Origin of the sequence: Curtobacterium sp. P97 (assembly GCF_023712445.1) — a bacterium.
In the GTDB taxonomy this organism is placed as follows: Bacteria; Actinomycetota; Actinomycetes; order Actinomycetales; family Microbacteriaceae; genus Curtobacterium.
This window is the reverse complement of the sequence record NZ_JAMAYF010000012.1, coordinates 45,429-69,882: the sequence shown is the minus strand read 5'-3', so window position 1 is coordinate 69,882 and position 24,454 is coordinate 45,429. Positions and strand designations below refer to the sequence as shown.

The following is a 24,454-nucleotide window of genomic DNA, read 5'->3' as shown; positions in this document are numbered from 1 at the left end:
GCGTCGTGACCGCTCGCTACCTCGGCGCCCGCGAGGAGTGGTGTGTCCCTACTCGGCGTTACGCCAGCCCGGCGCTCAGATCGTCGTGCCGAACTGCCCGTCGTCGATGCTCGATGCTGACTCCGCCAGGGAACAGGTTGATGAGGACCAGTAGGTACGCCTCGTACCACTCATCTGCGATCTCTTCAGCGCGGCGGATGCGCTGGAGATCCTGCTCGGCGAAGCTGATTAGCTCCGGGTATTCGTCTTTGTCGACCGGTTTGTACGTGCCAGCATCCAGCCATCGATGTTCATCTGCCTGCCAAATCAGGCCAACGTAGTCGCGTTCATCGCCGGACAAGGGCTCGAAACCGAACTCCCAGTTGTCGGCCCACGCCTTTCCGAGCTCACTTGCGACGTAGCCGTCGGGTTCCGGCGTCTCGTCCGGGATTGGTTCATGGGGGTACCGCATGATGGTGTTTCCGTCCGCTGCGTAAAACACAACCTCACCGGTCAGTAGGGCGTAGACCACTGAGTGACGTTTACCTCTGCTGGCGAGATCGCCGCGGAACATCCACAGCGCCATGTCCGCCTGCTTCTGCCAGTCGTCCCATGCCTCCGCAGGCTCCGGCAGCGTCTCGCCGGGTGGCTCAATCGTCCACATGGTTCGGTCCCCGAGGACCCACGTCAGAGTGGCCCGTTGAGTCGCATCGGGTTGGAACCGCAACGTCTCTGGCCCGTTCTCCTCGCCGGCGACGGTCAGGCGGGGAGCGTTGAAGTGACGGCGGACCGCAGAGTGGTCGACCTGATGCGCCGGCCATTGATAGCGGATCTCGAGCACTACCGTCGCCACGCGAACCTCCCGCGACGTCGTACTGGTCGCTGACTCAGCGTGCCGTCTCCGTCGTCGGGCTCGTTGGGAGTGGTCGCCGCCACGGTCCCATGCTCTACCGCTTTGCTGGACGCGGGTTTCGATCGTTCGATCAGAATTGGATGTAGCCGTTCCAAGCTGCCTCTGCTTTTGCTCCGTCATCACCGAAGATGTCAGGGTCGACTGGGAAGTGCTCGTTCCGGAAGTGGTCCAGCTCCAGCTGCGCACGATCTCGGAGTGTCGCTCGGTCCTCGTCAGGATGTCCCAAAGCAAGCATGGCGGTGCGCCGCTCGATGACGGCATCCCACAGTTGTCGTCGGCTGACTTCCGCGATCAGTTGCGAAGCAACGAGCATCGAGTTGAACTCAAGCGATCCAGCGAATCGGTCCATCAAGGTGACAAGGTCTCTGTCCTTCACCTCGGTGAACACCTTCGGCTGCTTGCGTTGCTCCTCCATCATCCAACGGATCTGTGCACGGGCGTCCGCAATTGGGTTGGATTCTTGCTCGTCGGTCATGTCTTCATCCTCACCGTGCGGAGGCTTCATCGCGAGGTGAGTTTGGTGATCTCACCGGGTGGGTGAGGTGAGCAGTGCCGCGACTGATTCGAGGGCGCCGGGGACGAGGGAGAAGTAGGCCCAGGTGCCGCGCTTCTCGCGGTGCAGGATGCCGGCGTCGACGAGCACCTTGAGGTGGTGCGAGACGGTGGGCTGGGACAGGCCGAGCGGTTCTTGCAGGTCGCAGACGCACGCTTCTGCACCCTCGTGCGCGGCGACCATCGAGATCAGCCGGAGCCGCGCCGGGTCGGCGATCGCCTTCAACGACTTCGCGAGGACTTCCGCGGACTCCTGCGTCATCGCTTCCGTCGTGACGGGCGAGCAGCATGCGGTGACGTCCTGGATGGGGAGCAGCTCGATCGTCGTCATCGCACCATCATCCCACGTCGTTCGATGCACGTCGATATTTGCGCTCATCGATATCGACGTGCTTCGATACCCCTGTTCGACTTCCGCTCGATCTGTGAAGGACCGACTCCGATGACTCACCTTGTTGCCGTTGGGGGCAGCGACGCCGGCATCGCCGCAGCGCTCCGCGCCCGTGAGCTGGACCCGTCGGCCGACGTGACGGTGGTCCTCGCCGACGAGTTCCCGAACTTCTCCATCTGCGGCATCCCCTACTGGGTCTCCGGCGACGTCGCTACGGAAGCGTCTCTCGCGCACCGCACCCGCGGAGACCTCGAAGCCGCCGGGATGACCGTCCGCTCCTCCACCTGGGCTTCCGCCGTCGACGTCGACCGCCAGTTGCTGTCCGTCACCGGACCGGCTGGTGAGGAGCAGATCGCCTACGACGAGCTGCTGATCGGGACCGGCGCGGAGCCGGTCCGCCCGGCCGGGATCCCGTTCGGTAAGCCCGGCATCCACCTGCTGCACTCGATGACCGACGCCGAGCAGGTTGTCGCCGCCCTGGAGCTCCTGCCTGCCGGCAGCCGCGTCGCGGTCGTCGGCGCCGGCTACATCGGTCTCGAGATGACCGAGGGGCTCGTCGCCCGCGGGTTCGACACGACGCTGATCCAGCGCGGCCCGGAAGTGCTCTCCACCCTCGACCCGGGACTCGGGTCCCTGGTCACCGAGGAGGTCCGTCGGCACGGTGCGACGGTGCTGACCGGTGCGACCGTCACCGGAATCACGCCCGCGGGCGGCGGGCAGTGGAGCGTCGCGACTACCTCCACGTTTGGTGACGCCGCCGGAACGTTCGCGCTCGTGGTGGTCTGTGTCGGGGTGCGGCCGGTGACGGATCTCGCGGTCGCGGCAGGTGCGCAGCTCGGGCAGGCCGGCGCGATCGTCGTCGACGAGCAGATGCGCACCGGGGTGCCGCACGTGTGGGCAGCGGGTGACTGCGTCGTGACACACCACCGCCTGCTCGGGACGACCTGGCTGCCGCTCGGGACAACCGCGCACAAGCAGGGACGCGTCGCCGGGGAGAACATGCTCGGCGGGTCCCGGACCTTCGCGGGCTCGGTGGGGACGCAGGTGGTGAAGGTGTTCGACCTCGTCGCCGCCCGCACCGGCCTCCGCCAACACGAAACCGCCCCGCTGGACGTGTCGCCGCTGACCCGTGTCACGGTCGCGGACGACCACAAGCGGTACTACCCGGGTGCAGTGCCGTTGACGATCAGCGTCACCGGCGACCACACGTCCGGACGGCTCCTCGGGGCGCAGATCGTCGGGGAACGCACCGCGGAGATCAGCAAGCGGATCGACACGTTCGCCACCGCCCTGCACGCCGGCCTGTCGGTCGACGACGTCATCGACTTGGACCTCAGCTACACGCCGCCGCTCGGGTCCCCGTGGGATGCCGTGCAGGTCGCCGCGCAGGGCTGGGAGCGCGCCGCCGCGGCGTCGAGCCAGGCCGGGGTGGGCGTCTGATGGTGCTGGCGGTCGTCGCTGCGGCGATCTTTGTCGCGACGCTCGTGGTGGTGATCTGGCAGCCCAAGGGCTTCCCGATCGGCTACACCGCGCTCATCGGTGCCGTCATCGCTCTCGTGACCACGGTGGTGGGGCTCGGTGATGTGCCGACGGTGGTTGGGATCGTGTGGAACGCGACGCTGACGTTCGTCGCGGTGGTGCTGATCTCGTTGATCCTCGACGAGGCCGGGTTCTTCGAGTGGGCCGCGCTCCACGTAGCCCGGTGGGGTCGCGGGAACGGTCGGCTGCTGTTCGTGCTGATCGTCGGCCTCGGCGCGGTCATCGCGGCCGTGTTCGCCAACGACGGGGCCGCGCTGATTCTCACCCCGATCGTCGTCGGGATGCTCCGCGCGCTGAACATGCCGGCGAAGGCGGCGCTAGGGTTCATCCTCGCCACCGGGTTCATCGCCGACACCGGCAGCCTCCCGCTGGTGGTGTCGAACCTGGTCAACATCGTCTCCGCCGACTACTTCAGCCTCGGGTTCGCCGAGTACGCCGCCGTCATGGTGCCCGTCGGCATCGTGTCCGTGCTGGCGTCCCTCGGGATGCTGCTGGCCTATTTCGGCAGGAGCATCCCGAAGCAGTACGACGTCCTCGCCCTCACCCGGCCCGCCGCCGCTGTGAAGGACCGGGCGACGTTCCGCGCCGGATGGGTGGTCCTCGCCGTGCTGCTGGTCGGCTACTTCGCCGCCGACCCGCTCGGGGTTCCCCTCGCCGCGGTCGCCGGTGTCGGCGCGGTCGTGATCGTCCTCGTCGCCGCCCGGCAACCCGCGTTCCTCTTCGCCCGCCAGGCGGCGTCCCCAGTCCTCGTCACCACCGGCGGCACCGCCACCGTCACCACCGGTGGCAGTGGGACCGGTGGCGGGTCGGGGCGGGTGATTCCGGTGTGGAAGACGATCCGGGAGGCGCCGTGGCAGATCGTGCTGTTCTCGATCGGCATGTACCTCGTCGTGTACGGGCTGCAGAACCAGGGCCTCACCGACTACCTCGCCCGCCTGTTCGACGTGTTTGGGGACCACGGGGTCCTCGTCACTGCGCTCGGGGTCGGGTTCGTGATCGCGATCCTCGCGTCGCTGATGAACAACATGCCGACCGTCCTCATCGCCGCCCTCGCGATCGGCGGAGCCGGAGCGACCGGCCTGACCCATGAGGTGATGATCTACGCCAACGTCATCGGCTCCGACCTCGGCCCGAAGATCACACCGATCGGGTCGCTGGCGACGCTGCTGTGGTTGCACGTGCTCGACCGGAAGGGCATCCACATCGGCTGGGGGCAGTACTTCCGCACCGGCATCGTCCTCACCGTCCCCGTCCTCGCCGTCACCCTCGCCGCCCTCGCCGGCTGGCTCACCCTCATCCGATGACCGCCCGAACCGAAAGCACCGCCATGACCGCGACCCCCACGATCCTGTTCGTCTGCGTCCACAACGCCGGCCGCTCCCAGATGGCCGCCGGCTACGCCCAGGCCCTCGGCGGCAAACGCGTCCAGGTCCTCTCCGCCGGCTCCGCGCCGAAGGACCAGATCAACCCGATCGCGATCCAAGCGATGGCGGAGGACGGCATCGACATCGCCTCGAACCAGCCGAAGATCCTCACCACCGACGCTGTCCGCGAGTCCGACGCGGTCATCACGATGGGCTGCGGTGACGCGTGCCCGATCTTCCCCGGCAAGCGGTACGAGGACTGGGACCTCACCGATCCCGCCGGGAAGGGCATCGACGACGTCCGCCCGATCCGCGACGAGATCAAGACCCGCGTGCAGGCACTCCTGGCCGAGCTGCTGCCCACCGAAGCATCCGCCTGACCACCGGAAGGACCACGACCATGACCCTCACCCTCACCGTCCCACCCCGTGCTGACGCGGACCGCCTGACCGGGCTGCCCGTCGCTGTCATCGGCGCCGGCCCCGTCGGGCTCGCAGCCGCCGCGCACCTGCTCGAGCAGGGCCTATCCGTCGTCGTCTACGAAGCCGGATACCAGGTCGGCACGTCCGTTCGGGCGTGGGGGCACACCAGACTGTTCTCCCCGTGGCGGTACGTCATCGACGACGCCGCCCGCCGCCTCCTCGAACCCACCGGCTGGACCGAGCCGCGCCGATCGTCGCTGCCGACCGGGCACGACCTCGTCGAGCAGTACCTCGACCCCCTCGCCCGGACGCCCCAGCTGGCGCCGGTGATCCGGTACGGCGTCCGCGTCGAGGCGGTGTCCCGGCAGGGCATGGACCGCACCCGTTCCACCGGCCGCGCCGACACCCCGTTCCTCCTCCGCCTCCATGCCGCGGACGGTGTCGAGGACATCACCGCCCGCGCCGTCATCGACACCTCCGGCACCTACACGTCCCCGAACCCGCTCACAGCCGCCGGCCTCGCCCCCACAGCGGACCTCGGCGACCGCATCGTGCATGCTCTCCCTGACGTGCTCGGCGAGGACCGGGCACGGTTCGCCGGGAAGCGGGTCCTCGTCGTCGGGGCCGGGCACTCGGCCGCGAACACGCTCATCAAGCTCGGCGCTCTCGCCAAGGACGAACCCGGCACGACGCTGCTGTGGGCGATCCGGAACGCCGGCACCGCCCGTCTCGGCGCGGATGCCGCCGATGGGCTTGCCGCCCGCGGGCAGCTCGGATCCACCGTGCACGGCCTCGTCGAGTCCGGGCAGGTTCAGCAGCTCGCCTCGTTCGAGATCGACGACGTCCGGGGCGACGGTGACCAGGTCACCGTCACCGGCCGCCGCGCCGGGGAGCCGTTCACCGTCGCGGTCGACGTTGTGGTGAACGCCACCGGGTTCCGCCCCGACCTCGACATGCTCCGCGAGATCCGCCTCGGACTCGACGACGTCGTCGAAGCACCCCGGGCCCTCGCACCCCTGATCGACCCGAACCTCCACTCCTGCGGCTCCGTCCCGCCGCACGGTGTCGCGGAACTGTCGCACCCGGAACCGAACTTCTTCATCGCAGGCATGAAGTCCTACGGCCGCGCCCCCACGTTCCTGCTCCTCACCGGCTACGAGCAGGTCCGCTCCATCGCCGCGGAACTCGCCGGCGACCACCAGGCCGCCCGCGACGTGCAGCTTGTCCTCCCCGAGACCGGCGTCTGCACCACCGACATCGGCGGCTCATCCTCCTGCAGCGTCCCCGCGACGACGGCCGAGGCGACCGAGGGGTCGTCGTGCTGCGCCGCCCCCGCACCGGCCGCTCCGCCCGCCAGCAGCTCCTGCTGCACCAACTGAACCGGACCCCACATGACCGACAAGCCCACCGTGCTGTTCATCTGCAAGCACAACGCCGGCCGCTCCCAACTCGGCGCAGCCCTCCTCGAACTCGCCGCCGACGACCGCTACACCGCCACCTCCGCCGGCATCGCCCCCGCCGACGAGGTGAACCCGTCGATCGCCGCGACCGTCGCGGAACTCGGCCTTGACATCAGGGACCGCACCCCGCGGAAGGTCACGCCAGAACTGCTGGATCAGGCCGACGTCGTCGTGCTTATGAAGCCCGGCCTCGACCTTCCCACGACGCCCCGCGGGACGGTGTTGCAATGGTCGTTCCCGGACCCGGACTCCTGGTCCCCCGACGACGTCCGCCCCATGCGCGACGCCGTCGCCGCCCGCATCCAGGACGAGCTCCTGCACCCATGACGGGCAGCACCCCGGTCACCGTTCGGCCGATGACCGCCGCCGACTGGCCAGACGTGGAGGCGATCTACCGGGACGGCATCGCCACCGGCAACGCGACGTTCGAGGCCGAACCGCCGACCTGGGAGGCATTTGACGCTGGCAAGCTGCCCGAGCACCGGTTCGTCGCCGTCGACGGCGACGAGGTCCTCGGCTGGGTGGCGGTCTCCCCGACCTCCACGCGGCCGGTGTACCGGGGCGTCGTCGAGCACTCCGTCTACGTCGCCGCCGCAGCGCGCGGCCGCGGCGTCGGACACCTGCTCCTCAACGCGCTGATCACGTCAACCGAAGCAGCTGGCATCTGGACGATCCAGTCCGGGATCTTCCCCGAAAACACCGCCTCCCGAACCCTCCACGGCCAACACGGGTTCCGCGAACTCGGCACCCGCGAACGCATCGGCCTCATGACGTTCGGGCCGTGGGCCGGGCAGTGGCGCGACAACGTCCTCGTCGAACACCGAAGCCGGCACGTCGGCTCCTGAGCGGGAGCGGCACGCTCCAATCCGCATGCTTGCAGGTACGTTCCAGAACCTGCTATGCTGAGGCACGCGTCATTAGTGCGCGCAAAAAGCCGGTCCATTGGACTGGCTTTCGTCATGTCCGGCCCGAACCGTAGGCTGGAACCGCTCGAGACGACTCTGCCCTCAGCGCAGCTCCCGAACACCACGAACAGGCCGGACCCGTCAGGGCCGGCCTTTTCTATGCCCTCAACGCGCGAGCGCACAGCAAGCCGACCGCTCCGCGCATAGAGGCATTACGCGCCCACCGGGCGCTCGCGTCCGCTACCGACGCTCTGGACCCCCCGCTCACGACGAGCGGGCTGGCCACACGGCCAAACCCGAAGGAGGCAACATGCCCATCACCGACACCATGGTGGACATGCTGACGGCCTTCGGCGGCACCATCCTGACCGTCGTCATCACGGTCGTCCTCGCCGTGCTCGGCTTCCTTCTGCGCAAGCAGGTCGTGGAGCTGGTCAAGCACATCGTGGACGTCGTCGACGATCGCACGCTGGCCAGAGACCCCGAGCGGGCACGCATCGTCGCAGAACTGCGACGAGCCCGCCTTGGGAAGAAGTAGCCGCCGAAAAAACGCCAACCCTCATTCGGGAAGGAGAGCTCTACCTTGACTTGTATCGATAGGGGTGCCTCATGTGAGATTGCAAGCACCAATGGCCCGTCTTCCTAGGGCGTGTTGATCAAGAAGGTGCGGGGTGGCCAGCCGCCGCGAGTTGCGCGGGAGAATGGGCGTATGAAGATCCAGGTGCTGCATATCGAGGATTGCCCGAATTGGCAGGAGGCGGGCGATCGAGTACGGCTGGTGCTCGACTCGATCGGACGGGGCGATGTTCCGGTGGAGTTCGTGTTGATCCGCACCGAGGCTGAGGCGGTGAGCTCTGGTTTCGCGGGCTCGCCCACGATTCTTCTGGACGGTCAGGACTTGTTCCCGTCCCAGGGGAACACTGCCGACTTGGCGTGCAGGGTCTATCTGACCGAGCGCGGCTTTGCGGGTGCGCCGACGGTGGGACAGCTTGAGCGCACGCTGCAGGAGCGCGAAGCGCTCGGCGGAGATCGGTCTTGATCCAGATCAGCGCCGCGGCGAGGCTGACGGCGGCTCGGTAGTTGCGGGCGAGTTTGTCCGAGCGCATCGCGATGCCGCGCCACTGCTTGAGACGGTTGAAGCAGCGTTCTACGACGTTGCGTCCCTTGTAGCGTTCCTTCTGCTTGTCGCCGAAAGCGATCGGCCGGCCCGGCTTCTTGCGGCGGTGCGCGATCTGGTCGTCCCGCTCGGGGATGGTCGCCGCGATCCTCCGGTCGCGGAGCCAGGCGCGGTTCGCCCTTGAGGGGTACCCCTTGTCGGCGAGCACCCGGTCGGGGCGGGTGCGGGGGCGGCCCTTCCCGTCGCGGGGAACGCGGATGTTCTCCAGCACCGCGCTCATCATCGTGGTGTCGTTGATGTTCCCGGCGGTGATCATCATGCTCAGCGGCCGGCCGCGGCCGTCGCAGACCAGGTGCAGTTTGGTCGTCAGCCCGCCGCGGGAGCGTCCGATCCCGTGATCAGGCGGCTCGGACCACGGATTCTTGTGATTCGGCACAGCCCCCTGTGTCCCGGGCGAGGGTCGCGCCGTGCTGATGCACGCGCGCGATCGTGGAGTCGATCGAGACGACCCAGTCGATTTCCCCAGCGGCGTCGGCCTGCTTCTGCACCTCGGTGAGCAGCTTCTGCCAGGTGCCGTCCCCGGCCCACCGGTTGAACCGCTTGTAGATCGAGTTCCACTTCCCGAACCGTTCCGGAACGTCACGCCACGGCGCACCGGTCCGGTACTTCCACGCCATCCCCTCGATAGCGAGCCGGTGATCCGTCCACGGCCGCGACCGACCGGTCACCGTCGGCATCAACGGCTCCATCACGGCCCACACCTCGTCAGAGATCTCCTGTCGCGTCACCGTTCAAGACTCACCCACCGAGGAGCGGAACCTCTTGATCAACACGCCCTAGCCAGATGGGCCGCGGGACGGTCTGCCGAGACCCCTACAGACCGAGCAGGCGACATGCACCCACCCGCCGCTCGACGTCATCGAGACTGTCGTATCGGAACCGGAGCCCCGAGCGGAGCATGCACACCTGGCACTGTTCCGGCAGCGCCTCGACGTCCGCGACGGGCTCTCGATCGTCCGCAGACCAGAGCCGGTACCCGTCCGCGATGGCCTCGAACTCGAACCAGTCGAGCAGGAACCGCTCCCCGCGCTGCACAAGGAGCCCAGCCCGTCAGCAGCAGTCGCAGGTGTCGACGTCGCGCTCACCGGTCAGCGCCGACACCGGCTGCTTACACGCGTCGCCGCGCCAGGCCTCCAACCCCTCCCGGACCGCGAAGACCACCACGACCAGCCCCGCCACCGGGTCAGCCCAAGTCCACCCGAACAGCGTGTTCAGCAGTAGGCCAACCAGGACCGCGGCGGACAGGTAGCTGCACACGAGGGTCTGCTTCGAGTCAGCGATAGCGGACGCGGAGCCGAGTTCCTTCCCGGTGCGCCGTTCCAGCAAGCTGAGGAACGGCATCACCGCGAGGCTCACCGCGGCGAGGACGATGCCAACGGTGCTGTGCTCTGGCTCGCGAAGCCCGGCGAAGGTGAGGCCGGCGTCGACGGTGACGTACAGCGCGAGGCCGAAGAACGACACCGCGATGACCTTCAACGCGGTGCGCTCGCGCGCTTCCGGGTCGCGGCCGGCGAACTGCCACGCGACCGCTGCAGCGGAGAGCACTTCCACGATGGAGTCGAGACCGAACCCGATCAGCGCTGTGGAGGACGCCACCGTGCCGGCGGCGATCGCGATCATGGCTTCGATCACGTTGTAGGTGATCGTCGCGGCGACGATCCACCGCACCCGTCGCTGCAACAGCGTCCGACGCGCGGCGGTCAGGGGCGCACCAAGCTGCATCGCGGCGCTCATGCGCCGGCTCCGCAGCACAGCGGGACGTCGCAGTCCTCGTCCGTACACTCGGCGCCGTCATCGACGGCGAGAACGACGTCGACCAGTGCGCCCAGCGCTCGCGTGAGGTGCGGGTCCGCGATCTCGTACCGGGTGCTGCGCCCCTCCGGGACGGCGACGACGATGCCGCAGCCGCGGAGACACGCAAGGTGGTTCGACACGTTCGTGCGGGTCAACTGCAGCTCGTCCGCCAGGCGTGCCGGGTAGCCGGGTTCGTCCAGCAGCCGAAGCAGGATCCGGGCTCGGGACGGATCGGCCAGGGCACGTCCGAGACGGGTCATCACGTCAAGCCGCGAAGCAATGGTCAGCATGCGGTGACTATACAGTCTCCAATGACGTGTAGCTGGTAGTTGTCGACTACAGAAACCGACGGACACGGCGTTGCCGTCTGCCTGCTCGCCATGCAAGGATATTCGCATGAACGAATATTCGAACGTGGGACTGTCGGAGTTTGACGATGCTCACGTCGAGATTGCGGCCGAGATCTTCTCGATGCTCGCTGATCCCACCCGGATTCGCCTGATCCTGGCGTTGCGGGAGGACGAGTTGTCGGTGAACCATCTCGCGGCGACGGTCGACCGGTCGCAGGCGGCGGTGTCTCAACACCTGGCGAAGCTGCGGATGGCGCGGATGGTGACCACCCGGCAGGAGGGCAATCGCGTGTTCTACCGGCTGGCGAACGACCACGCGAACAAGCTCGTGCACGACGCCATCTTCCAAGCCGAGCACACGGTCGGCGACGTGGTGCGACACCACCACAGTGCGGAGCACGACGCATGAGCACCGGACATGACCACGCCGCGGACGCGCACGCGCACGCAGTGAATCGCAAGCGCCTCGCAATCGCGTTTTCGATCACGGCGACGATCCTTGTCGCGGAAGTGGTCGGCGCGATCCTGACCAACAGCCTCGCCTTGTTGGTCGATGCGGCACACATGCTCACCGACGCCGGCGGCCTCGCGACCGCGTTGATCGCAGCGAACCTCGCACGCCGACCGGCCACAGCGAAGCGCACGTGGGGGTTCGCTCGCGCGGAAGTGCTGTCTGCGACCGCGCAGGCTGCGGTGCTGCTGGCGGTGGGTCTGTTCGTGCTGATCGAGGGTGTTCAGCGGTTGTTCGCGCCGCCGGAGATCGCTTCGGCGGGGCTGCTGACGTTTGGTGTGATCGGCCTGGTCGGCAACATCGCGTCGATCCTGGTCCTGGTCAGCGGACGAAACGCGAACTTCAATCTTCGGGCGGCGTTCCTCGAGGTCGTCAATGACGCGCTCGGGTCCGTCGCGGTCATCGTCGCCGCGCTCGTCATCACGGTCACCGGATGGGGTGGCGCGGATGCGATTGCGGGGTTGCTGATTGGCGTTCTGATCCTTCCGCGGGCCTTCAAGCTGCTTCGTGAGACAGTGAGCGTGCTGCTTGAGACCACCCCGTCGGGTCTGGACCTCGACGCGGTGCGGCAGCACCTCCTGGAACGGGACCGCGTCGTGGATGTGCACGACTTGCACGCCAGCCAGATCGCGACCGGACTGCCCGTGCTGACGGCGCACGTCATCGTCGACCGCGACTCCTTCACAGACGGTTCACTGCCGGCGCTTCTGGATGAGCTGCAGACCTGTGTCGCCGAGCATTTCGAGGTCAGCGTCGAGCACTCGACATTCCAGCTCGAACCTGCCGGTCACACGCAGCACGAGCACACCCCACACACCTGATCGGACTCCATGCCCCGCACCGACCACCGCACCCAAACCCGCGCAGGCAGGTGGCTTCGGTGACCGCTCCCACAGCCCCTCAGCAGCTCAGCCGACAGGGTGCCAATACGGTGACGGTGCTGACCGTCGCCGTGCCCGTTGCCCTTGGCTGCGCGCTGCTCGGCCTGACGATGACCGGCGCGCTGAACGAGGAAACGCAGCTCGTCGACGCCGGCAGCCTCGTCCGTTGGGGCATGCCCGTCGCACGAGTCCTACATGACGCGATGGCGGCCGTCACTGTTGGGCTGTTGATCGTGGCCGCGTTCGCGTTGCCGGCCCGCCGCACCGACCACGGCGCTGTCTCCAGCGTCCAACACCGTGCTGCCCGGTGGGCGGCAACATCGGGAGCAGTCTGGTTCCTCGCCGCTGTCGCGGGCATCGTGTTCACCGGCGCGAACACAATTGGCGCTCCCATCGGCAGCGCCGTGTTCAACCGGATCTTCCCGGAGTTCTTGTTCCGCCTGGAGGCAGGCCAGGTGTACCTGGTGTCCGCCATCGCGGCGCTGATTGCAACAGTCCTCGCCGCCTTCGCGACTCGCGTAACGACCCTCGCTGTCGCGACCGTTGCTGCGCTCTTCGCGCTGCTGCCACTATCTCTCTCCGGTCACGCCGCGGGTTCCCTGGAACACGCCAACGCCGTGAACTCCCTGGCGATTCACCTCGTCGGGGTGTGCGTATGGGTCGGGGGGCTCGTCGCGGTGCTGCTGCTGCGGACCCGCACCAAGGGTGCCACCGGCCGGGTCATCGCCCGCTACTCGGCCCTTGCCGGGTGGGCGTTCGGCGCGGTCGCGTTCTCCGGCGTTGTGAACGCTTCGCTCCGTCTCACCGGCCCGCTGGACCTGGTCACCACCTCCTACGGGTGGCTGATTACCGTGAAAGCTGGAGCTCTGGTGCTCCTCGGCGTTGCTGGTGCGGTCCAACGACGAAAAATCGTCCCGGGGCTGCTGCGCGAGCCCACGAACCGACGGCTGTTCGTCCGGTTCGCGTTAGCGGAAATCGTGTTCATGGCGATCGCCATCGGCGCATCCGTGGCCGTATCTCGCAGCCAGCCGCCGATCCCACAGGCCCCTACAGTTGGCGCGGACACGCGCGACGGGCTGATCGGGTACACGTACCCGGATCCGCAGACGCTTCAACGGTTTCTCACCGCATGGCACTGGGACTGGGTGTGGACCGCCCTCGCCGTGACCGGGATCGTCTGGTATCTCCTGGCCGTCCGGAAACTACGGCAGCGCGGCGATCGGTGGCCGATCGGTCGCACGATCAGCTGGGTGCTCGGCTGCGCGGTGTTCATCTGGACGATGAACGGCGGCCCCGCCGTGTACGGCATGATCCACTTCTCCAGCCACATGATCCAGCACATGCTGCTGATGATGTTCGTCCCGTTGCCGCTGGTCCTTGGCGGTCCAGTTCTCCTTGCCCTCCGGACCCTGCCGATCCGCAACGACGGCTCCCGTGGCGCCCGCGAGTGGCTGCTGCTGTTCGTGCACTCGAAGTGGATGCAGTTCCTCGCCCAACCCGCCGTCGCCGGTGTCATCTTCGCCGGCTCGCTGGTCGCGTTCTACTTCACAGGTGCGTTCCAAGCGTCGATGCAGTCCCATGAATGGCACGTCGCGATGGTGCTGCACTTCGTGCTCAGCGGGTACCTGTTCTTCTGGGTCTTCGTCGGAATCGACCCCGGCCCCCGCCGGCCGCCGTACCCGATCCTGATCATCGCGTTGCTGGCGACGCTGGCGTTCCACGCGTTCTTCGGCGTCGCGGTGATGAGCAGCGCAACCGTGTACGCGCTCGACTGGTTCCGTGCTCTCGGACAGACCGACACCGCAGCGCTCCTGGCGGACCAACGCACCGGCGGCGGGATCGCCTGGGGAGCGGGTGAGTTGCCGATGGTGTTCGTCGCGCTCCTCGTCGTCCGGAACTGGCGACGCTCGGAAGAGCGCACCGCGAAACGCCTCGACCGGCAAGCTGACCGGGACGGCGACGCAGACCTGACCGCCTACAACGACCGGCTCGCCGCCCTCAACGACCGTGACTAGCCCAACAGCAGCACGACCCGCCACTGGCGCCGGTTTGCAGTGCTCTCCCATCCGGATCCCCGACAATCAGCGCGGCGGCAACACGCCACCATCCAGTCTGTGCGGCGCGAACGCGTCCTGCACACTGGATGAAGCCGCGCACGGCCCCCACATGATCATGACGACACTTCGCCACGACCTCCCGCTCCGGCTGCTTCGAGCAGTCACCGCGGTCGTTGCTGCCGTCTTGCTGCTGCTGGGTGCGCTAACACTGCAGAACCTCGCCAGCCACACCGACGAAGCAATCCCGACGCTCACCGGCGCCGTCGCATCTGCCCTCGACACAGCCGAAGTCGACCCGGCGGCGACGCATGTGGATGCGGAGCATGGTGCCGCGAGCATCTTCTGCGCCCTGCTCGGGTTGGCGGCGATGGTCGTTGGCGCGGTCGCCGCGCTGGCAGCGATCACCTCGCCGCGGCGGTCGCTGTTCACCCTGTCGCAGATGCTCGCCCGTGTGGCCATGGTGCCGCGGCGTATGGCAGCACCATCAGCGGTATCGCTGACGGTGCTCTCGATCGCGCGCGTCTGATCACTCTTCCAGACGACCCTGCGCTGCGGGGCCGTCAGTTGCGTCCTGCCCGCACCTCACCGGAAGACCTTTCGACGCGTGAATACTCCCGCACCCACCCCTGCCAACTCCGAACGTCCCTTGGCTCCACTGACCCGCCGTGAAGCCCTTGCCGCTGAGCGCCTCGAAACCCGTTCGCGCCCCGTCACCCGCAGACGGGTGACTGCAGGAACCGGTGGTCGCAGCACCCCTCGCCGGACTGTGACGCCGCCGGCTCCAGTCGCAACGTCCGCTGGTCGGGCGCGTCCCGTCCCGTCAGCTGCAGCCGCGACGGCGGCAGCGGCAGCGGTGGTGCTATTCGCGTCCGCAGCCCTCCCGGGCCCGACTGCGGTCGCGGCCACACCCGGGATGCCACTAGCAACTGCGGCGCCCGCGCAGACACTGACCGTCGCAGCCGCAGCACTCGACCCGAACCTCACCCGCGACAGCTTCACGGTCTCCGCCCCTGCACCGGCCCCCGCGACGTCGGCAGGCTCGTCAGGAATACCGGCAGTGGGGGCGTCGACCGGCGGTGGGGACGTGCAGTGGCCGTTCCCCGGCCCGGTGCCGATGAGCTCCGGGTTCGGGTACCGGATCGCCCATGCGCAACCTGCTCAAGCGCCCACCAGGGGCTGGATTTGACGCCTGGTATGGGGACGCCGATCGGTGCCGTCGCTGCCGGCACCGTGCGCGTCGCCGGCCGACATTCGGAATTCGGCCAGTACGCGATCATCGACCACCGCATCAACGGTCGACTGGTTTCCACCCTCTACGCACACATGATCGTCGGCTCCTCGCCGCTGCGGGTCGGGCAGACCGTGGCCGCAGGCGACCGGGTCGGTCTCGTCGGTTCCTCCGGCCGGAGCACCGGCGCGCACCTGCACCTCGAAGTGCACCAGGACGGCACCACGCCCATCAATCCGGACACGTGGCTTCGCGCCAACGCTGGCCGTGTCTTCTAGGAAAGGTTCCCCGTGCGTCTTCGCGCTCTGATCGCCACCGCAGTTCCCGTTGCGGTCCTCGCCGCTGTCCTCGTCACCGCAACCCCAGCCGCAGCCCACGACGCCCTCGCGTCCGCCAACCCAGCCGCCGACAGTACTGTCGCCGGGGACCTCGACCAGATCACCCTGACGTACTCAGAGCCGCCGCTCGCAGCGCTGGAGAGCGGCATCATCATCAGCGTCGTCGACCCGGACGATGAAGAAGTCACCACCGGCCAGATCACCGTGGACGGCAGCACCCTCACCAAGCCGATCACCATCACCACGCCCGGTTCCTACACCGTCACCTGGCGGAGCGTGTCTGTCGACGGTCACCCCATCTCCGGCAGCTACCAGTTCACCTCCACCGGCAGCACACCCTCCCCCACCCCATCCGCGTCAACCCCGCAGGAGACCCCCACTCCGACAGCTGCAGCGTCATCCGCGGCGACTCCTGCCGCCTCCGGCGCGGAATCGGCCCCGAGTAACAGCGCCGGAATCTGGGTCCTTGCCGGCCTGACCGCCCTCTTCATCGTGGCAATCGTCGGGATTCTTCTCCTCACTCGCCGCCGCCCGAAGGCACCCGAGTGATGCGCCGGCATGTCCTCGCCGCCGTGACTGCCCTCACTGTCGCCGTCGCCAGCTTTGTCATAGCCGTCCCCGCCGCCGCGGCGACCGCGCCGACATGGGCTGATGTGCTCGAGGCGCGGAAGAGTGAAGCGGCCGCGGAATCGAAAGCCGCGGAGATCACTGCCCTGGTGCAGCAGCTCGAAACCGCGACCGCCGCAGCGAAGCAGACTGCAGCAGCCCGCGGCAAGGAGCTGCAAACTGCGCAAGATGCAGCGGACACCGCAACCGGCAAGTACGACACCCTCACCAAGCAAGCCAGCACCGCCCGTTCAGAAGCAGCAGGCGCTGAGGAGCAGATCGCGGCGTGGTCGGCGTACCTGTCCCGGTCGGCCGGGCGTGACCTGACCGCATCGATCACCGCGGATAGTGACACCCTCCTCGAGCGGCTCGGCACCGCGTCAAAGGTGACCGACACCATGAACGCTGCGCTCGAGGACGCGGCAACCCGCGCCGGAACCGCGGAGGCGTTAACCAAGCAAGCAGCCGCCGCCCGCCGCGAACGGGACCGGTTGCAGCAGAAGGCAGCTGACACCTTCGCTGCCGCTACGGCAGCCGCCACAGAGGCTGCCGAGGCCGAGACGGCGCAACGATCCCGGAAGCAGGAACTCACCGACCAGCTTGCAGTCCTGCGGGACCACACGCTCAACACCGAGTCGGCGTACGCAGAAGCGGAACGGCGCCGCGTCGCAGCAGCCCGAGCGGAAGCTGCCCGGATCGCCGCAGCAGCAGCTGCGGCCCGCGCAGCACAGACCCCACCAAGCACTGCAGACTCAGCGGCTGCACCAGGCGGGAACCCAGGGGCCGCGTCGTCGTCCGGATGGACGAAACCGATCCGGTCGTACTCGTCGTACCAGGCCTACGGCAACCGCCTCCACCCAATTCTCAACTACTACCGGCTGCACGCCGGCGACGATTTCGGAGCCGCGTGCGGCACCGGCCTCTACGCCGTCGCTGCCGGCACCGTCACCTACGCGGGCCCCTATGGCGACTACGGCAACCTCATCACCATCGACCACGGCGGCGGCGTCACCAGCAACTACGCGCACATGTTCTCCTCGGGGGTGCTCGTGCGAGCTGGCCAGAAAGTCAGCGCCGGCCAGACCGTCGCCGCAGTCGGTAACGCCGGCCTGTCCACCGGCTGTCACCTCCACTTCGAGATCCGTCAGAACGGCACCCCCGTCCCCCCGACACCGTTCCTCAACGCGCGCGGCGCGTGATTGAAAGGCCAGCACATGACCAAAAGCGCCCGCATCGGCATCATCTCCGGCGTCATCGCCGGAGCGCTCGTCATCATCCTCATCGCCGTGTTCGTCATCCGGGCGAACATCGAAAACACCCGTGCTGGTACTCCAGCCAGCACGGCAGCGGCCACAGCTGAAGCGCTCACGCCGACGCACGTACTCGGCGAGGAAGGCGACGGAGCGATCACCGTCGTTGAGTTCCTCGACTTCGAATGCGAAGCGTGCGGTGCGTTCTACCCCTACGTCGAACAGCTCCGGAAGGACTACGCCGGCAAGATCACGTTCGGGTTCCGCTACTTCCCGCTCCCCGGACACGGCAACTCCCGCACCTCCGCAAGCGCAGTCGAAGCAGCAGCTCGCCAGAACCAGCTCGAGCCGATGTACCAGCGGATGTACGAGACGCAAGCCGAGTGGGGTGAGCGGGGCACCGACTCCCAGGCCGACCGGTTCCGCGGCTACGCCGAAGACCTCGGCCTCGACATGCGACAGTACGACCGCGACGTCGACAGCTCCAGCGTGCAGAAGCTCATCCAGGACGACGTCAACCTCGGCACCCAGCTCGGTGTGAGCAGCACCCCGACGTTCTTCATCAACGGCAAACCGGTCACGCTGCAGTCGTACACCGACCTGCAGGACGCCGTCGACGCAGCACTCGAGGAAGCCCAATGAGGCCCCGGCAAACCCGGATCATCGTGGCAACCGTTGTGCTCGCCGTCAGCAGCGCGCTCGTGCTCACCGGCTGCTCCTCCAACAGCGACACCAACACCGGTCTGAGCGCGCAATACCGTGACGGCGGCACGAAAAACTACGTCTCCGGGGACGGCACTGTCACCCAAGTGCCCACTGCGAACCGGAAAACCGTCATCGACTTCGACGAGGTCTCCTCGGACGGAGAACCGATGCGCTCCGCCGACCTTCAGGGCAAGGTCGTCGTGCTCAACTTCTGGTACGCCGCATGCCCGCCGTGCCGCGCGGAAGCGAAGCACCTCAATACCGTCTGGGATCGCTACCAGGACCAGAACGTGCAAATGATCGGCGTGAACGTCCGCGACGCGAAGGGCACAGCGGACGCCTTCGAACGGCGCTTCAACATCCCCTACCCCAGCGTGCTCGACAATGATCAGGCCCGGATGCAGTTGGCGCTCTCCGGTGAAGTAGCCCCGAACGCTGTCCCCACCACCATCGTGCTCGACACCAAGGGTCGCGTCGCCGCTCGCATCGTCGGCGCGATCGATGGACCCGGCACCTTGTCCACACTCATCGACGACGAGCTGCGCCGATGACGCAGCCCGCACCCGTCGGCGCTGACCGACAACGATCACGCTGGCGATCCCGGCGCACACTCATCGCGGTCATCGTCACCGGTACCGCCATCGCGGTCCTCGACCAGATCAGTAAGCAGTGGGCCCTCTGGCACCTCGACCCGCACCGGACGATCCCCCTCGTCGGAGAGCTGCTCGGCCTGCGGCTGGCCTTCAACACCGGGGCAGCGTTCTCCCTCGGTAGCGACACGACCTGGATCCTGTCGCTGGCCTCGACCGTTGTCGTCATCGGACTCCTCACCCGAACCGTCCTCGGCATCCCGCCGAAATACACCGCAGGAGTCGGCGTGCTGCTCGGCGGCGCCGTCGGCAACCTGTTAGACCGGCTCGCCCGCGGCGACCAATTCGGCAGCGGCGTCGTCGTCGACATGATCAACTACGCCAATCTGGCCATCGGCAACATCGCCGATATCGCCATCGCGGTCGGCGTCGGCCTCCTCGCCCTCACCTACGCACGCACCTCGCCGTCCAAACGCCGCCACCGCGGAGCTACCACCGCCACCACCAACGCGGCGACCTCGACGTCAGAGAAGCTGCGATGACCTCGCTCGACGCAGCCTGCCCACGTGAGGAGCTGGAACGATGAACTGGCAGGAAGCCGTCTTCAGCGGGCAGATGATTGCAGCGATCCCGATCGCGCTCTTCGCCGGCCTGATCTCCTTCGCATCCCCGTGCGTGCTGCCACTCGTGCCGGGCTACCTCGGCTACGTCACCGGATCCGTCGCCGCATCCACGACCAGACGCACCATCATCGGCGCGCTGCTGTTCGTCACCGGATTCGGCATAGTGTTCATCGCCTACGGTGCACTGTTCGGCGCCCTCGGTACTTGGCTCGTGCAATGGCAGGACCTCATCATCAGGCTCCTCGGCGTCATCGTCATCGTGATGGGAGCAGCCTTCATCGGGTTACTGCGCCCACTGCAGCGCACCGTCCGGACGTCCTGGCGGCCACCCACGGGACTCACCAGCGCACCGCTCCTCGGCGCGACCTTCGGTCTCGGCTGGACCCCGTGCTTCGGCCCCACCCTCGCCACCATCACCGCACTCAGCCTCGACGCGGGCACCGCGGGCCGGGGCGCACTCCTCGGCCTGGCCTACTGCCTCGGCCTCGGGATCCCGTTCGTCCTCATCGCAGCCGGACTGGGCTGGGCGAAGAACACCGTCCGGTTCCTACGCACCCACATCCGCGCGGTCAACATCATCGGCGGCGCGATCCTCATCCTCACCGGCGCGGCCATGGTCACCGGCGTATGGACACGCATCATGTACGCCATGCAAGCCCTCATCTCCGGAACCACGATGCCGATCTGAGACCAAGCCACGACGACCCAGTTCCCCCCGCTGAGTCGCCGACTCAACGCGATCAGCCGTCACCACCGCAGACGAGGAAACGATGCAACCGCCACTCACCGACAGCGTTCACCGAGAACGAGCTCGACGGAGCTGCCCGGTTGAACAGCAGGAGCGACTGTAACGATGCCCCGTCTCGATTCGAACGTCCTCTGGTCCTGGGCGACGGGACCGCTGTCGCCCGTAGCGGTCGTCGCTGTTCTCCTAGCGACGACCTACCTCGTCCTGTACGTCAACGCCCGGCGCGGACCGCGTGCCCCAGCTCTCGGTCGGGCCGTGGTGTTCATCCTCGGGTGCGCGGTCATGTTCACAGCGACGACAACCGGCCTCCAGACCTACAGCCGCGAGCTGCTCTCAGCGTTCATGTTCCAGCAGCTGACTCTGCTGCTGATCGTCCCGCCGCTGCTGATTCTCGGTTCCCCGGGAACGGTGCTCCTGCGAGGCATGCCGCGTCGCGGATTCGGCCGCCGTGTGCTCAGGCTGGCGGTCGGCGTTCTCCGATCCTCGTTCGCCCGGCTGATCCTGCATCCGCTGGCAGTCGTGCCGCTGCTCGTCGTGCCCCTCTTCGGGCTCTACCTCACCGGGGCAGCGGATGCGCTTCTCTCCACGGAAGCAGGTCGAATCGCGCTCCAACTGACGTTCGTGGCTCTTGGCACAGTGATCATGCTGCCGCTCGCAACCGTTGACCCACTTCCCCGGCGCACGTCGTACGTCATCCGCATCGTCGATGCGTTCGTCGAGATGCAGATCCATGCCGCATTCGGGCTCACCCTGATGTTCAGCAGCGCACCCCTTGTGGCGACATTCGCCTCGCCGAGCGCCGAGTTCGAGACCACCGCACTTCGCGATCAGCAACTCGCCGGAGGTCTGGTCTGGACGTACGGCGAGCTACCGGTCGCCATCATCCTGCTCGCCAGCATCATCCGTTGGCAGCGACAGGACTCCCGAAAAGCCGCTCGCGCCACTCGCGAAGCCGACCGGCATGGAGACACTGAGCTCGACAACTACAACGCCTACCTCCAAGGCCTCCGACAAGGCAGTGGGCGCTGACTCGCATTGTTATACGAGGGCGCCCCCTCCACCCGTCTTAATAGCCGATGGCTGGTTGGACACCGCTGGGGCTAGGTGCTACAGCGTGCGTCCGGCGTTGGCGGTGAGCCACGGGATCGGGTCGATGGGTGTGGTGCCGCCGGGCATGACCTGCAGGTGCAGGTGCGCGCCGGTGCTCGCTCCGGTGTTGCCGACGAGGCCGACGAGCTGCCCGACGGCGACGATGTCGCCTGGTCGGAGCGGCGAGGAGCCGAATATCATGTGCGCGTACAGGGTGGACACGAGGCGACCGTCGATCTGGTGGTCGATGATGACGTACTGCCCGTACTCGGGGTGCGTTGTCGACACTCGGACAGTGCCGGCAGCGACAGCTCCGATGGGGGTGCCGGCGCCGGGGGTGAGGTCCGCGCCCTGGTGAATCGACGAGCAGGTCGCGCATGGGGCGCTTCGCGGACCGAACGGTGAGCTGACGGTGATAGTTCCGGCGACAGGCCATCGGATGTCGCCGATTCCGGTGTTCACGATCGTGCCGCCCGTGGTCGTGGGAACGCTCTGTTTCGTCGAGGCCGGTGTGGCCCCCGTTGGCGCGGCCTGCGAGGCGGGTGCGGTCTTGGTGATCACGGGCTTCGGGGCCGGCTTGGTGATCGTGTACCCATCGCGGTCGACCGTGAGGGCCAGCCCGGACGCGGTGAAGCTCTGCCCGGCGGCGGCAGGAGCGACACTGGACACGACTGCGGCGGAGCCGGTCGTCGCCTGCGCGGGCAGCGCCGCGGCAGCGGTGAACAGCGCCATCGCGGCCGCGGCACCAGTGATCGGGACCGCGGCGAGAACGCGTGACCGCAGTGAGCGGACCGGTGTTGCGGGTGCAGCCGCGACGGTCGGTAGCGGCCGCAGCGCCGGCTGGGCAGCGGCAGTGATCGTCGCGGTTCGGGTGCGGCTGGCGGTCGGGGCTGAGGCGGAGCGTTCGGCGGCGAGGGCTTCGCGGCGCGTCCGGGGTGCGGGAATGGCGGGGGTCAGGGGATGCTGCTGAGGCACGGGCAGGCTCCAAGAGTGGTGGTGGCCGGCAGGCCGAAACGGGAGGGGTGACCCGAACGCAAGTCGAGCAGGGAGGAGAGGGCGGGCCGGTCGTGGGCCGCGGCAGGAAAGGGGGGAGCCCGCCGCGACCCACGCCGGGGCTTTAGAGGGACGCGAGCATGTCCTGCATCTGGGTGATCTGCTCGGTCTGGCTGGACACGATCGACTTCGCCATCGCGACGGCGTCGGTGTTCTTGCCCTTGTCGACTTCGGTCTTGGCCATGTCGACGGCGCCCTTGTGGTGCTGGATCATCTGCTCGAGGTAGAGCTTCCCGGCGTCCTTCGCGGACGCCTTGTCGAGGTCGGTCATGTCGGAGTCGGACATCATCCCGGACATGGAGTGCCCCATCCCGGAGTGCTCCGACTCGACCGGCTCGCCCCAACCCTTGAGCCAACCGGTGAGCTGGTTGATCTCCGGGGACTGCTCGGCCTTGATCTGCTTCGCGAGTCCAGCGACGTCGGTATCGACGCCCGAGCCCTTGGCGAGGAGCATGTCGCTCATCTCGACGGCCTGCTTGTGGTGCGGCAGCATCATCTGCGCGAACATCACGTCCTGGTCGTTGTGCGCCGACGCCGCCGACGTCGACGAGGACGACGAGCCCGCGTCGGAGCCGCTATTGCTGGTGGAGCAGCCTGCGAGGGTGAGGCCGAGGGTCAGCGCGGCAGCGATCGCGAGCGTGCGCGTGGTGGTGGTGTGCATGATCTTCCGTTCCCGTGAATGCGTCAGGCGTTCCGGGCAGGCGGACGCCTCCCGGTTCTGGGCATGCGGAGGCCACCCATCGGGGGTGGGATCCCGCTGGGGGCGGATCAGATGCGGATGATCTGCAACGCCGTCAGTGATGGCGGTTTCGGTGCCGCGATGCGGCGCGGCAGCCGGTCAGCCAGCGCGAGAAGCCGCGCGAGCAGGTAGAGGATGCCGCCGGTCCGTGCGCGCAGCAGCGCCCACGTGAACAGGGCGATCGTCAGCGCGCACGCCATCCCCATCAGCGAGCACATCAGCGCACACAGGCCGCTGTCGCAGCCCGCATCGGTGAGGACGGTCATCACCGCAGTCGCAGGAGCCGCGTGCTCGGTGTGGCCGGCGGCGACGTGGCTGTGCTCGGCGGTGGCTGCGGGAGCAGCCATCGGGTGCTCGTGGCCGGCGGTGTGCCCGGCCATCGTGTGCATCAGGACCGTGAACCCGACCAGCAGCAGCAACGCCAGCGTCGCCGTGGCCTGCAACAGCAGCCGGCGACGCGGGGAGGTGGCGGTGGTGAGCATCAGTCTTTCGAGCAGACGGGTCGGAGGAGCGCTTCTATGGTGCGGTACCCCGAACGGCGGCGGCAACCTGGTGTCCGGATTCACACCGAACCCGCCGCGACCGGCCGAACCGGGAACATCGCGTGGAGTTTCGCGTCACAGCGCATGGTACCCCCTAGGGGTATATGTGAACTGTTGGCGTCGACCGCGCCAGATCGGAGCAGCATGGACACGCACGAGCACCATCAGATGAGCGGAGACGAGCACGCCGGCCACAGCGGCGGGCACGGGGCGACGACGTGGTCGATGGCTGCGCAAGCGACGCTGCACTGCCTCACCGGCTGCGCGATCGGTGAGGTCCTCGGCATGGTCATCGGCACCGCTGCCGGCTTCCACAACGCCGGCACGATCGTCCTGTCAATCGTCCTCGCGTTCATCTTCGGCTACGCCCTCACCATGCGCGGCGTCATCAAGTCGGGTCTGAGCCTCGGCGCTGCGTTCAAGGTCGCTCTCGCCGCGGACACCGTGTCGATCGCGGTCATGGAGCTGATCGACAACACCGTCATCGTTGCGATCCCCGGCGCGATGGACGCGCAGCTCAGCGACTGGCTGTTCTGGACGGCGCTGCTGTTCTCCCTCGCGATCGCATTCGTGATCACCACGCCCGTGAACCGGTGGATGATCAGCCGCGGCCTCGGCCACGCCGTCGTCCACGGCCACCAGTGACCG

Annotated in this window: 29 protein-coding genes and 1 pseudogene; 21 read left to right on the top strand and 9 right to left on the bottom strand. The window is 67.7% G+C overall.

Annotated elements, in window-relative coordinates; genetic code table 11:
* Positions 1 to 58 precede the first annotated feature (58 nt).
* From M3677_RS13565 to M3677_RS13555, 3 genes are all read right to left on the bottom strand, one after another.
* Positions 59 to 832, bottom strand: coding sequence for a hypothetical protein (locus M3677_RS13565; protein ID WP_251154403.1), 774 nt, complete (start codon positions 830 to 832; stop codon positions 59 to 61).
* Between the two features lie 130 nt (positions 833 to 962).
* Positions 963 to 1,367, bottom strand: coding sequence for a hypothetical protein (locus M3677_RS13560; protein ID WP_175325521.1), 405 nt, complete (start codon positions 1,365 to 1,367; stop codon positions 963 to 965).
* 51 nt (positions 1,368 to 1,418) lie between these two features.
* Positions 1,419 to 1,775: a helix-turn-helix transcriptional regulator gene (locus M3677_RS13555; RefSeq protein ID WP_058724395.1), complete on the bottom strand. Its 357-nt coding sequence runs from the start codon at positions 1,773 to 1,775 to the stop codon at positions 1,419 to 1,421.
* 111 nt (positions 1,776 to 1,886) lie between these two features.
* Between M3677_RS13555 and M3677_RS13550 the strand changes: the two genes are divergently transcribed.
* From M3677_RS13550 to M3677_RS13515, 8 genes are all read left to right on the top strand, one after another.
* The gene (locus M3677_RS13550) at positions 1,887 to 3,275 is read left to right on the top strand and encodes an FAD-dependent oxidoreductase (protein WP_251160814.1); all 1,389 of its coding nucleotides are present in this window, start codon (positions 1,887 to 1,889) and stop codon (positions 3,273 to 3,275) included.
* On the top strand, positions 3,275 to 4,678 hold the full coding sequence (locus M3677_RS13545; protein ID WP_251160813.1) for an arsenic transporter: 1,404 nt from the start codon (positions 3,275 to 3,277) through the stop codon (positions 4,676 to 4,678). The genes M3677_RS13550 and M3677_RS13545 overlap by 1 nt, the downstream gene beginning before the upstream one ends.
* A gap of 23 nt (positions 4,679 to 4,701) precedes the next feature.
* Complete coding sequence (locus M3677_RS13540) at positions 4,702 to 5,118, top strand: arsenate reductase ArsC (RefSeq protein WP_251160826.1); 417 nt, start codon at positions 4,702 to 4,704, stop codon at positions 5,116 to 5,118.
* 20 nt (positions 5,119 to 5,138) lie between these two features.
* Positions 5,139 to 6,539 carry an FAD-dependent oxidoreductase gene (locus M3677_RS13535; RefSeq protein WP_251160812.1) on the top strand — a complete coding sequence of 467 codons (1,401 nt, stop codon included), beginning with the start codon at positions 5,139 to 5,141 and terminating at the stop codon, positions 6,537 to 6,539.
* Positions 6,540 to 6,551: 12 nt separating this feature from the next.
* Positions 6,552 to 6,947, top strand: coding sequence for a low molecular weight phosphatase family protein (locus M3677_RS13530; RefSeq protein ID WP_251160811.1), 396 nt, complete (start codon positions 6,552 to 6,554; stop codon positions 6,945 to 6,947).
* A 29-nt stretch (positions 6,948 to 6,976) separates the two neighbouring features.
* Positions 6,977 to 7,465, top strand: coding sequence for a GNAT family N-acetyltransferase (locus tag M3677_RS13525; RefSeq protein ID WP_251160810.1), 489 nt, complete (start codon positions 6,977 to 6,979; stop codon positions 7,463 to 7,465).
* A gap of 370 nt (positions 7,466 to 7,835) precedes the next feature.
* Complete coding sequence (locus M3677_RS13520; RefSeq protein ID WP_251160809.1) at positions 7,836 to 8,063, top strand: hypothetical protein; 228 nt, start codon at positions 7,836 to 7,838, stop codon at positions 8,061 to 8,063.
* A 171-nt stretch (positions 8,064 to 8,234) separates the two neighbouring features.
* Positions 8,235 to 8,564, top strand: coding sequence for a hypothetical protein (locus M3677_RS13515; RefSeq protein ID WP_175325937.1), 330 nt, complete (start codon positions 8,235 to 8,237; stop codon positions 8,562 to 8,564).
* Here the strand turns inward: M3677_RS13515 and M3677_RS13510 are convergent.
* The 3 genes and pseudogenes from M3677_RS13510 to M3677_RS13500 all read right to left on the bottom strand — a co-directional run.
* Positions 8,563 to 9,391 (bottom strand): annotated as a pseudogene (locus M3677_RS13510) (IS5 family transposase); the annotation flags it as partial. The gene M3677_RS13515 and the pseudogene M3677_RS13510 overlap by 2 nt on opposite strands.
* A gap of 361 nt (positions 9,392 to 9,752) precedes the next feature.
* On the bottom strand, positions 9,753 to 10,436 hold the full coding sequence (locus tag M3677_RS13505) for a cation diffusion facilitator family transporter (protein ID WP_251160808.1): 684 nt from the start codon (positions 10,434 to 10,436) through the stop codon (positions 9,753 to 9,755).
* Complete coding sequence (locus M3677_RS13500; RefSeq protein WP_251155657.1) at positions 10,433 to 10,786, bottom strand: helix-turn-helix transcriptional regulator; 354 nt, start codon at positions 10,784 to 10,786, stop codon at positions 10,433 to 10,435. The genes M3677_RS13505 and M3677_RS13500 overlap by 4 nt, the downstream gene beginning before the upstream one ends.
* 106 nt (positions 10,787 to 10,892) lie before the next feature.
* On the opposite strand from M3677_RS13500, the gene M3677_RS13495 reads away from it, so the two are divergent.
* The 12 genes from M3677_RS13495 to M3677_RS13435 all read left to right on the top strand — a co-directional run bounded on the left by M3677_RS13495 (position 10,893) and on the right by M3677_RS13435 (position 21,412).
* Entirely contained in the window at positions 10,893 to 11,255 is a 363-nt protein-coding gene (locus M3677_RS13495) for a metalloregulator ArsR/SmtB family transcription factor (protein ID WP_175325099.1), read from the top strand.
* Positions 11,252 to 12,178 (top strand): cation diffusion facilitator family transporter, encoded by a 927-nt coding sequence (locus tag M3677_RS13490; protein WP_175325098.1) that lies wholly within the window; start codon positions 11,252 to 11,254, stop codon positions 12,176 to 12,178. Before M3677_RS13495 ends, M3677_RS13490 begins: the two co-directional genes overlap by 4 nt.
* Positions 12,179 to 12,288: 110 nt before the next feature.
* Positions 12,289 to 14,253, top strand: a complete 1,965-nt coding sequence (locus tag M3677_RS13485) for a cytochrome c oxidase assembly protein (RefSeq protein ID WP_251155655.1) — start codon at positions 12,289 to 12,291, stop codon at positions 14,251 to 14,253.
* Between the two features lie 151 nt (positions 14,254 to 14,404).
* On the top strand, positions 14,405 to 14,821 hold the full coding sequence (locus M3677_RS13480) for a hypothetical protein (protein ID WP_175325097.1): 417 nt from the start codon (positions 14,405 to 14,407) through the stop codon (positions 14,819 to 14,821).
* A 563-nt stretch (positions 14,822 to 15,384) separates the two neighbouring features.
* Positions 15,385 to 15,801: a M23 family metallopeptidase gene (locus M3677_RS13475; RefSeq protein ID WP_308201983.1), complete on the top strand. Its 417-nt coding sequence runs from the start codon at positions 15,385 to 15,387 to the stop codon at positions 15,799 to 15,801.
* Between the two features lie 12 nt (positions 15,802 to 15,813).
* Positions 15,814 to 16,410: a copper resistance CopC family protein gene (locus M3677_RS18155; RefSeq protein WP_175325095.1), complete on the top strand. Its 597-nt coding sequence runs from the start codon at positions 15,814 to 15,816 to the stop codon at positions 16,408 to 16,410.
* Positions 16,411 to 16,433: 23 nt separating this feature from the next.
* Positions 16,434 to 17,666: a M23 family metallopeptidase gene (locus M3677_RS18485; protein ID WP_251155654.1), complete on the top strand. Its 1,233-nt coding sequence runs from the start codon at positions 16,434 to 16,436 to the stop codon at positions 17,664 to 17,666.
* Between the two features lie 15 nt (positions 17,667 to 17,681).
* Complete coding sequence (locus M3677_RS13455) at positions 17,682 to 18,359, top strand: thioredoxin domain-containing protein (protein ID WP_175325093.1); 678 nt, start codon at positions 17,682 to 17,684, stop codon at positions 18,357 to 18,359.
* 23 nt (positions 18,360 to 18,382) lie between these two features.
* The gene (locus M3677_RS13450) at positions 18,383 to 18,973 is read left to right on the top strand and encodes a TlpA disulfide reductase family protein (protein ID WP_251155653.1); all 591 of its coding nucleotides are present in this window, start codon (positions 18,383 to 18,385) and stop codon (positions 18,971 to 18,973) included.
* Positions 18,970 to 19,554, top strand: coding sequence for a signal peptidase II (locus M3677_RS13445; RefSeq protein WP_175325091.1), 585 nt, complete (start codon positions 18,970 to 18,972; stop codon positions 19,552 to 19,554). Before M3677_RS13450 ends, M3677_RS13445 begins: the two co-directional genes overlap by 4 nt.
* Positions 19,555 to 19,594: 40 nt before the next feature.
* The gene (locus M3677_RS13440; protein WP_175325090.1) at positions 19,595 to 20,323 is read left to right on the top strand and encodes a cytochrome c biogenesis CcdA family protein; all 729 of its coding nucleotides are present in this window, start codon (positions 19,595 to 19,597) and stop codon (positions 20,321 to 20,323) included.
* 165 nt (positions 20,324 to 20,488) lie between these two features.
* Positions 20,489 to 21,412 (top strand): cytochrome c oxidase assembly protein, encoded by a 924-nt coding sequence (locus M3677_RS13435; RefSeq protein ID WP_251160807.1) that lies wholly within the window; start codon positions 20,489 to 20,491, stop codon positions 21,410 to 21,412.
* Between the two features lie 78 nt (positions 21,413 to 21,490).
* Here the strand turns inward: M3677_RS13435 and M3677_RS13430 are convergent, their stop codons facing one another.
* The 3 genes from M3677_RS13430 to M3677_RS13420 all read right to left on the bottom strand — a co-directional run bounded on the left by M3677_RS13430 (position 21,491) and on the right by M3677_RS13420 (position 23,746).
* Entirely contained in the window at positions 21,491 to 22,447 is a 957-nt protein-coding gene (locus tag M3677_RS13430) for a peptidoglycan DD-metalloendopeptidase family protein (RefSeq protein WP_251160806.1), read from the bottom strand.
* A 142-nt stretch (positions 22,448 to 22,589) separates the two neighbouring features.
* Positions 22,590 to 23,186, bottom strand: coding sequence for a DUF305 domain-containing protein (locus M3677_RS13425; RefSeq protein ID WP_251155651.1), 597 nt, complete (start codon positions 23,184 to 23,186; stop codon positions 22,590 to 22,592).
* A gap of 107 nt (positions 23,187 to 23,293) precedes the next feature.
* Positions 23,294 to 23,746: a hypothetical protein gene (locus tag M3677_RS13420; RefSeq protein ID WP_251155650.1), complete on the bottom strand. Its 453-nt coding sequence runs from the start codon at positions 23,744 to 23,746 to the stop codon at positions 23,294 to 23,296.
* Between the two features lie 228 nt (positions 23,747 to 23,974).
* Between M3677_RS13420 and M3677_RS13415 the strand changes: the two genes are divergently transcribed.
* A complete protein-coding gene (locus tag M3677_RS13415; protein ID WP_251160805.1) occupies positions 23,975 to 24,451 on the top strand; it encodes a DUF4396 domain-containing protein in 477 nt (158 codons plus the stop codon).
* The last annotated feature ends 3 nt before the right edge of the window (positions 24,452 to 24,454 follow it).

Coding starts and splice junctions, on each gene's coding strand:
- M3677_RS13560 (WP_175325521.1), bottom strand. CDS start 1,367: ATGACCGACGAGCAAGAATCCAACCCAATTGCGGACGCCCGTGCACAG.
- M3677_RS13555 (WP_058724395.1), bottom strand. CDS start 1,775: ATGACGACGATCGAGCTGCTCCCCATCCAGGACGTCACCGCATGCTGC.
- M3677_RS13550 (WP_251160814.1), top strand. CDS start 1,887: ATGACTCACCTTGTTGCCGTTGGGGGCAGCGACGCCGGCATCGCCGCA.
- M3677_RS13545 (WP_251160813.1), top strand. CDS start 3,275: ATGGTGCTGGCGGTCGTCGCTGCGGCGATCTTTGTCGCGACGCTCGTG.
- M3677_RS13540 (WP_251160826.1), top strand. CDS start 4,702: ATGACCGCGACCCCCACGATCCTGTTCGTCTGCGTCCACAACGCCGGC.
- M3677_RS13535 (WP_251160812.1), top strand. CDS start 5,139: ATGACCCTCACCCTCACCGTCCCACCCCGTGCTGACGCGGACCGCCTG.
- M3677_RS13530 (WP_251160811.1), top strand. CDS start 6,552: ATGACCGACAAGCCCACCGTGCTGTTCATCTGCAAGCACAACGCCGGC.
- M3677_RS13525 (WP_251160810.1), top strand. CDS start 6,977: ATGACCGCCGCCGACTGGCCAGACGTGGAGGCGATCTACCGGGACGGC.
- M3677_RS13520 (WP_251160809.1), top strand. CDS start 7,836: ATGCCCATCACCGACACCATGGTGGACATGCTGACGGCCTTCGGCGGC.
- M3677_RS13515 (WP_175325937.1), top strand. CDS start 8,235: ATGAAGATCCAGGTGCTGCATATCGAGGATTGCCCGAATTGGCAGGAG.
- M3677_RS13505 (WP_251160808.1), bottom strand. CDS start 10,436: ATGAGCGCCGCGATGCAGCTTGGTGCGCCCCTGACCGCCGCGCGTCGG.
- M3677_RS13500 (WP_251155657.1), bottom strand. CDS start 10,786: ATGCTGACCATTGCTTCGCGGCTTGACGTGATGACCCGTCTCGGACGT.
- M3677_RS13495 (WP_175325099.1), top strand. CDS start 10,893: ATGAACGAATATTCGAACGTGGGACTGTCGGAGTTTGACGATGCTCAC.
- M3677_RS13490 (WP_175325098.1), top strand. CDS start 11,252: ATGAGCACCGGACATGACCACGCCGCGGACGCGCACGCGCACGCAGTG.
- M3677_RS13480 (WP_175325097.1), top strand. CDS start 14,405: ATGATCATGACGACACTTCGCCACGACCTCCCGCTCCGGCTGCTTCGA.
- M3677_RS13455 (WP_175325093.1), top strand. CDS start 17,682: ATGACCAAAAGCGCCCGCATCGGCATCATCTCCGGCGTCATCGCCGGA.
- M3677_RS13445 (WP_175325091.1), top strand. CDS start 18,970: ATGACGCAGCCCGCACCCGTCGGCGCTGACCGACAACGATCACGCTGG.
- M3677_RS13440 (WP_175325090.1), top strand. CDS start 19,595: ATGAACTGGCAGGAAGCCGTCTTCAGCGGGCAGATGATTGCAGCGATC.
- M3677_RS13435 (WP_251160807.1), top strand. CDS start 20,489: ATGCCCCGTCTCGATTCGAACGTCCTCTGGTCCTGGGCGACGGGACCG.
- M3677_RS13425 (WP_251155651.1), bottom strand. CDS start 23,186: ATGCACACCACCACCACGCGCACGCTCGCGATCGCTGCCGCGCTGACC.
- M3677_RS13420 (WP_251155650.1), bottom strand. CDS start 23,746: ATGCTCACCACCGCCACCTCCCCGCGTCGCCGGCTGCTGTTGCAGGCC.
- M3677_RS13415 (WP_251160805.1), top strand. CDS start 23,975: ATGAGCGGAGACGAGCACGCCGGCCACAGCGGCGGGCACGGGGCGACG.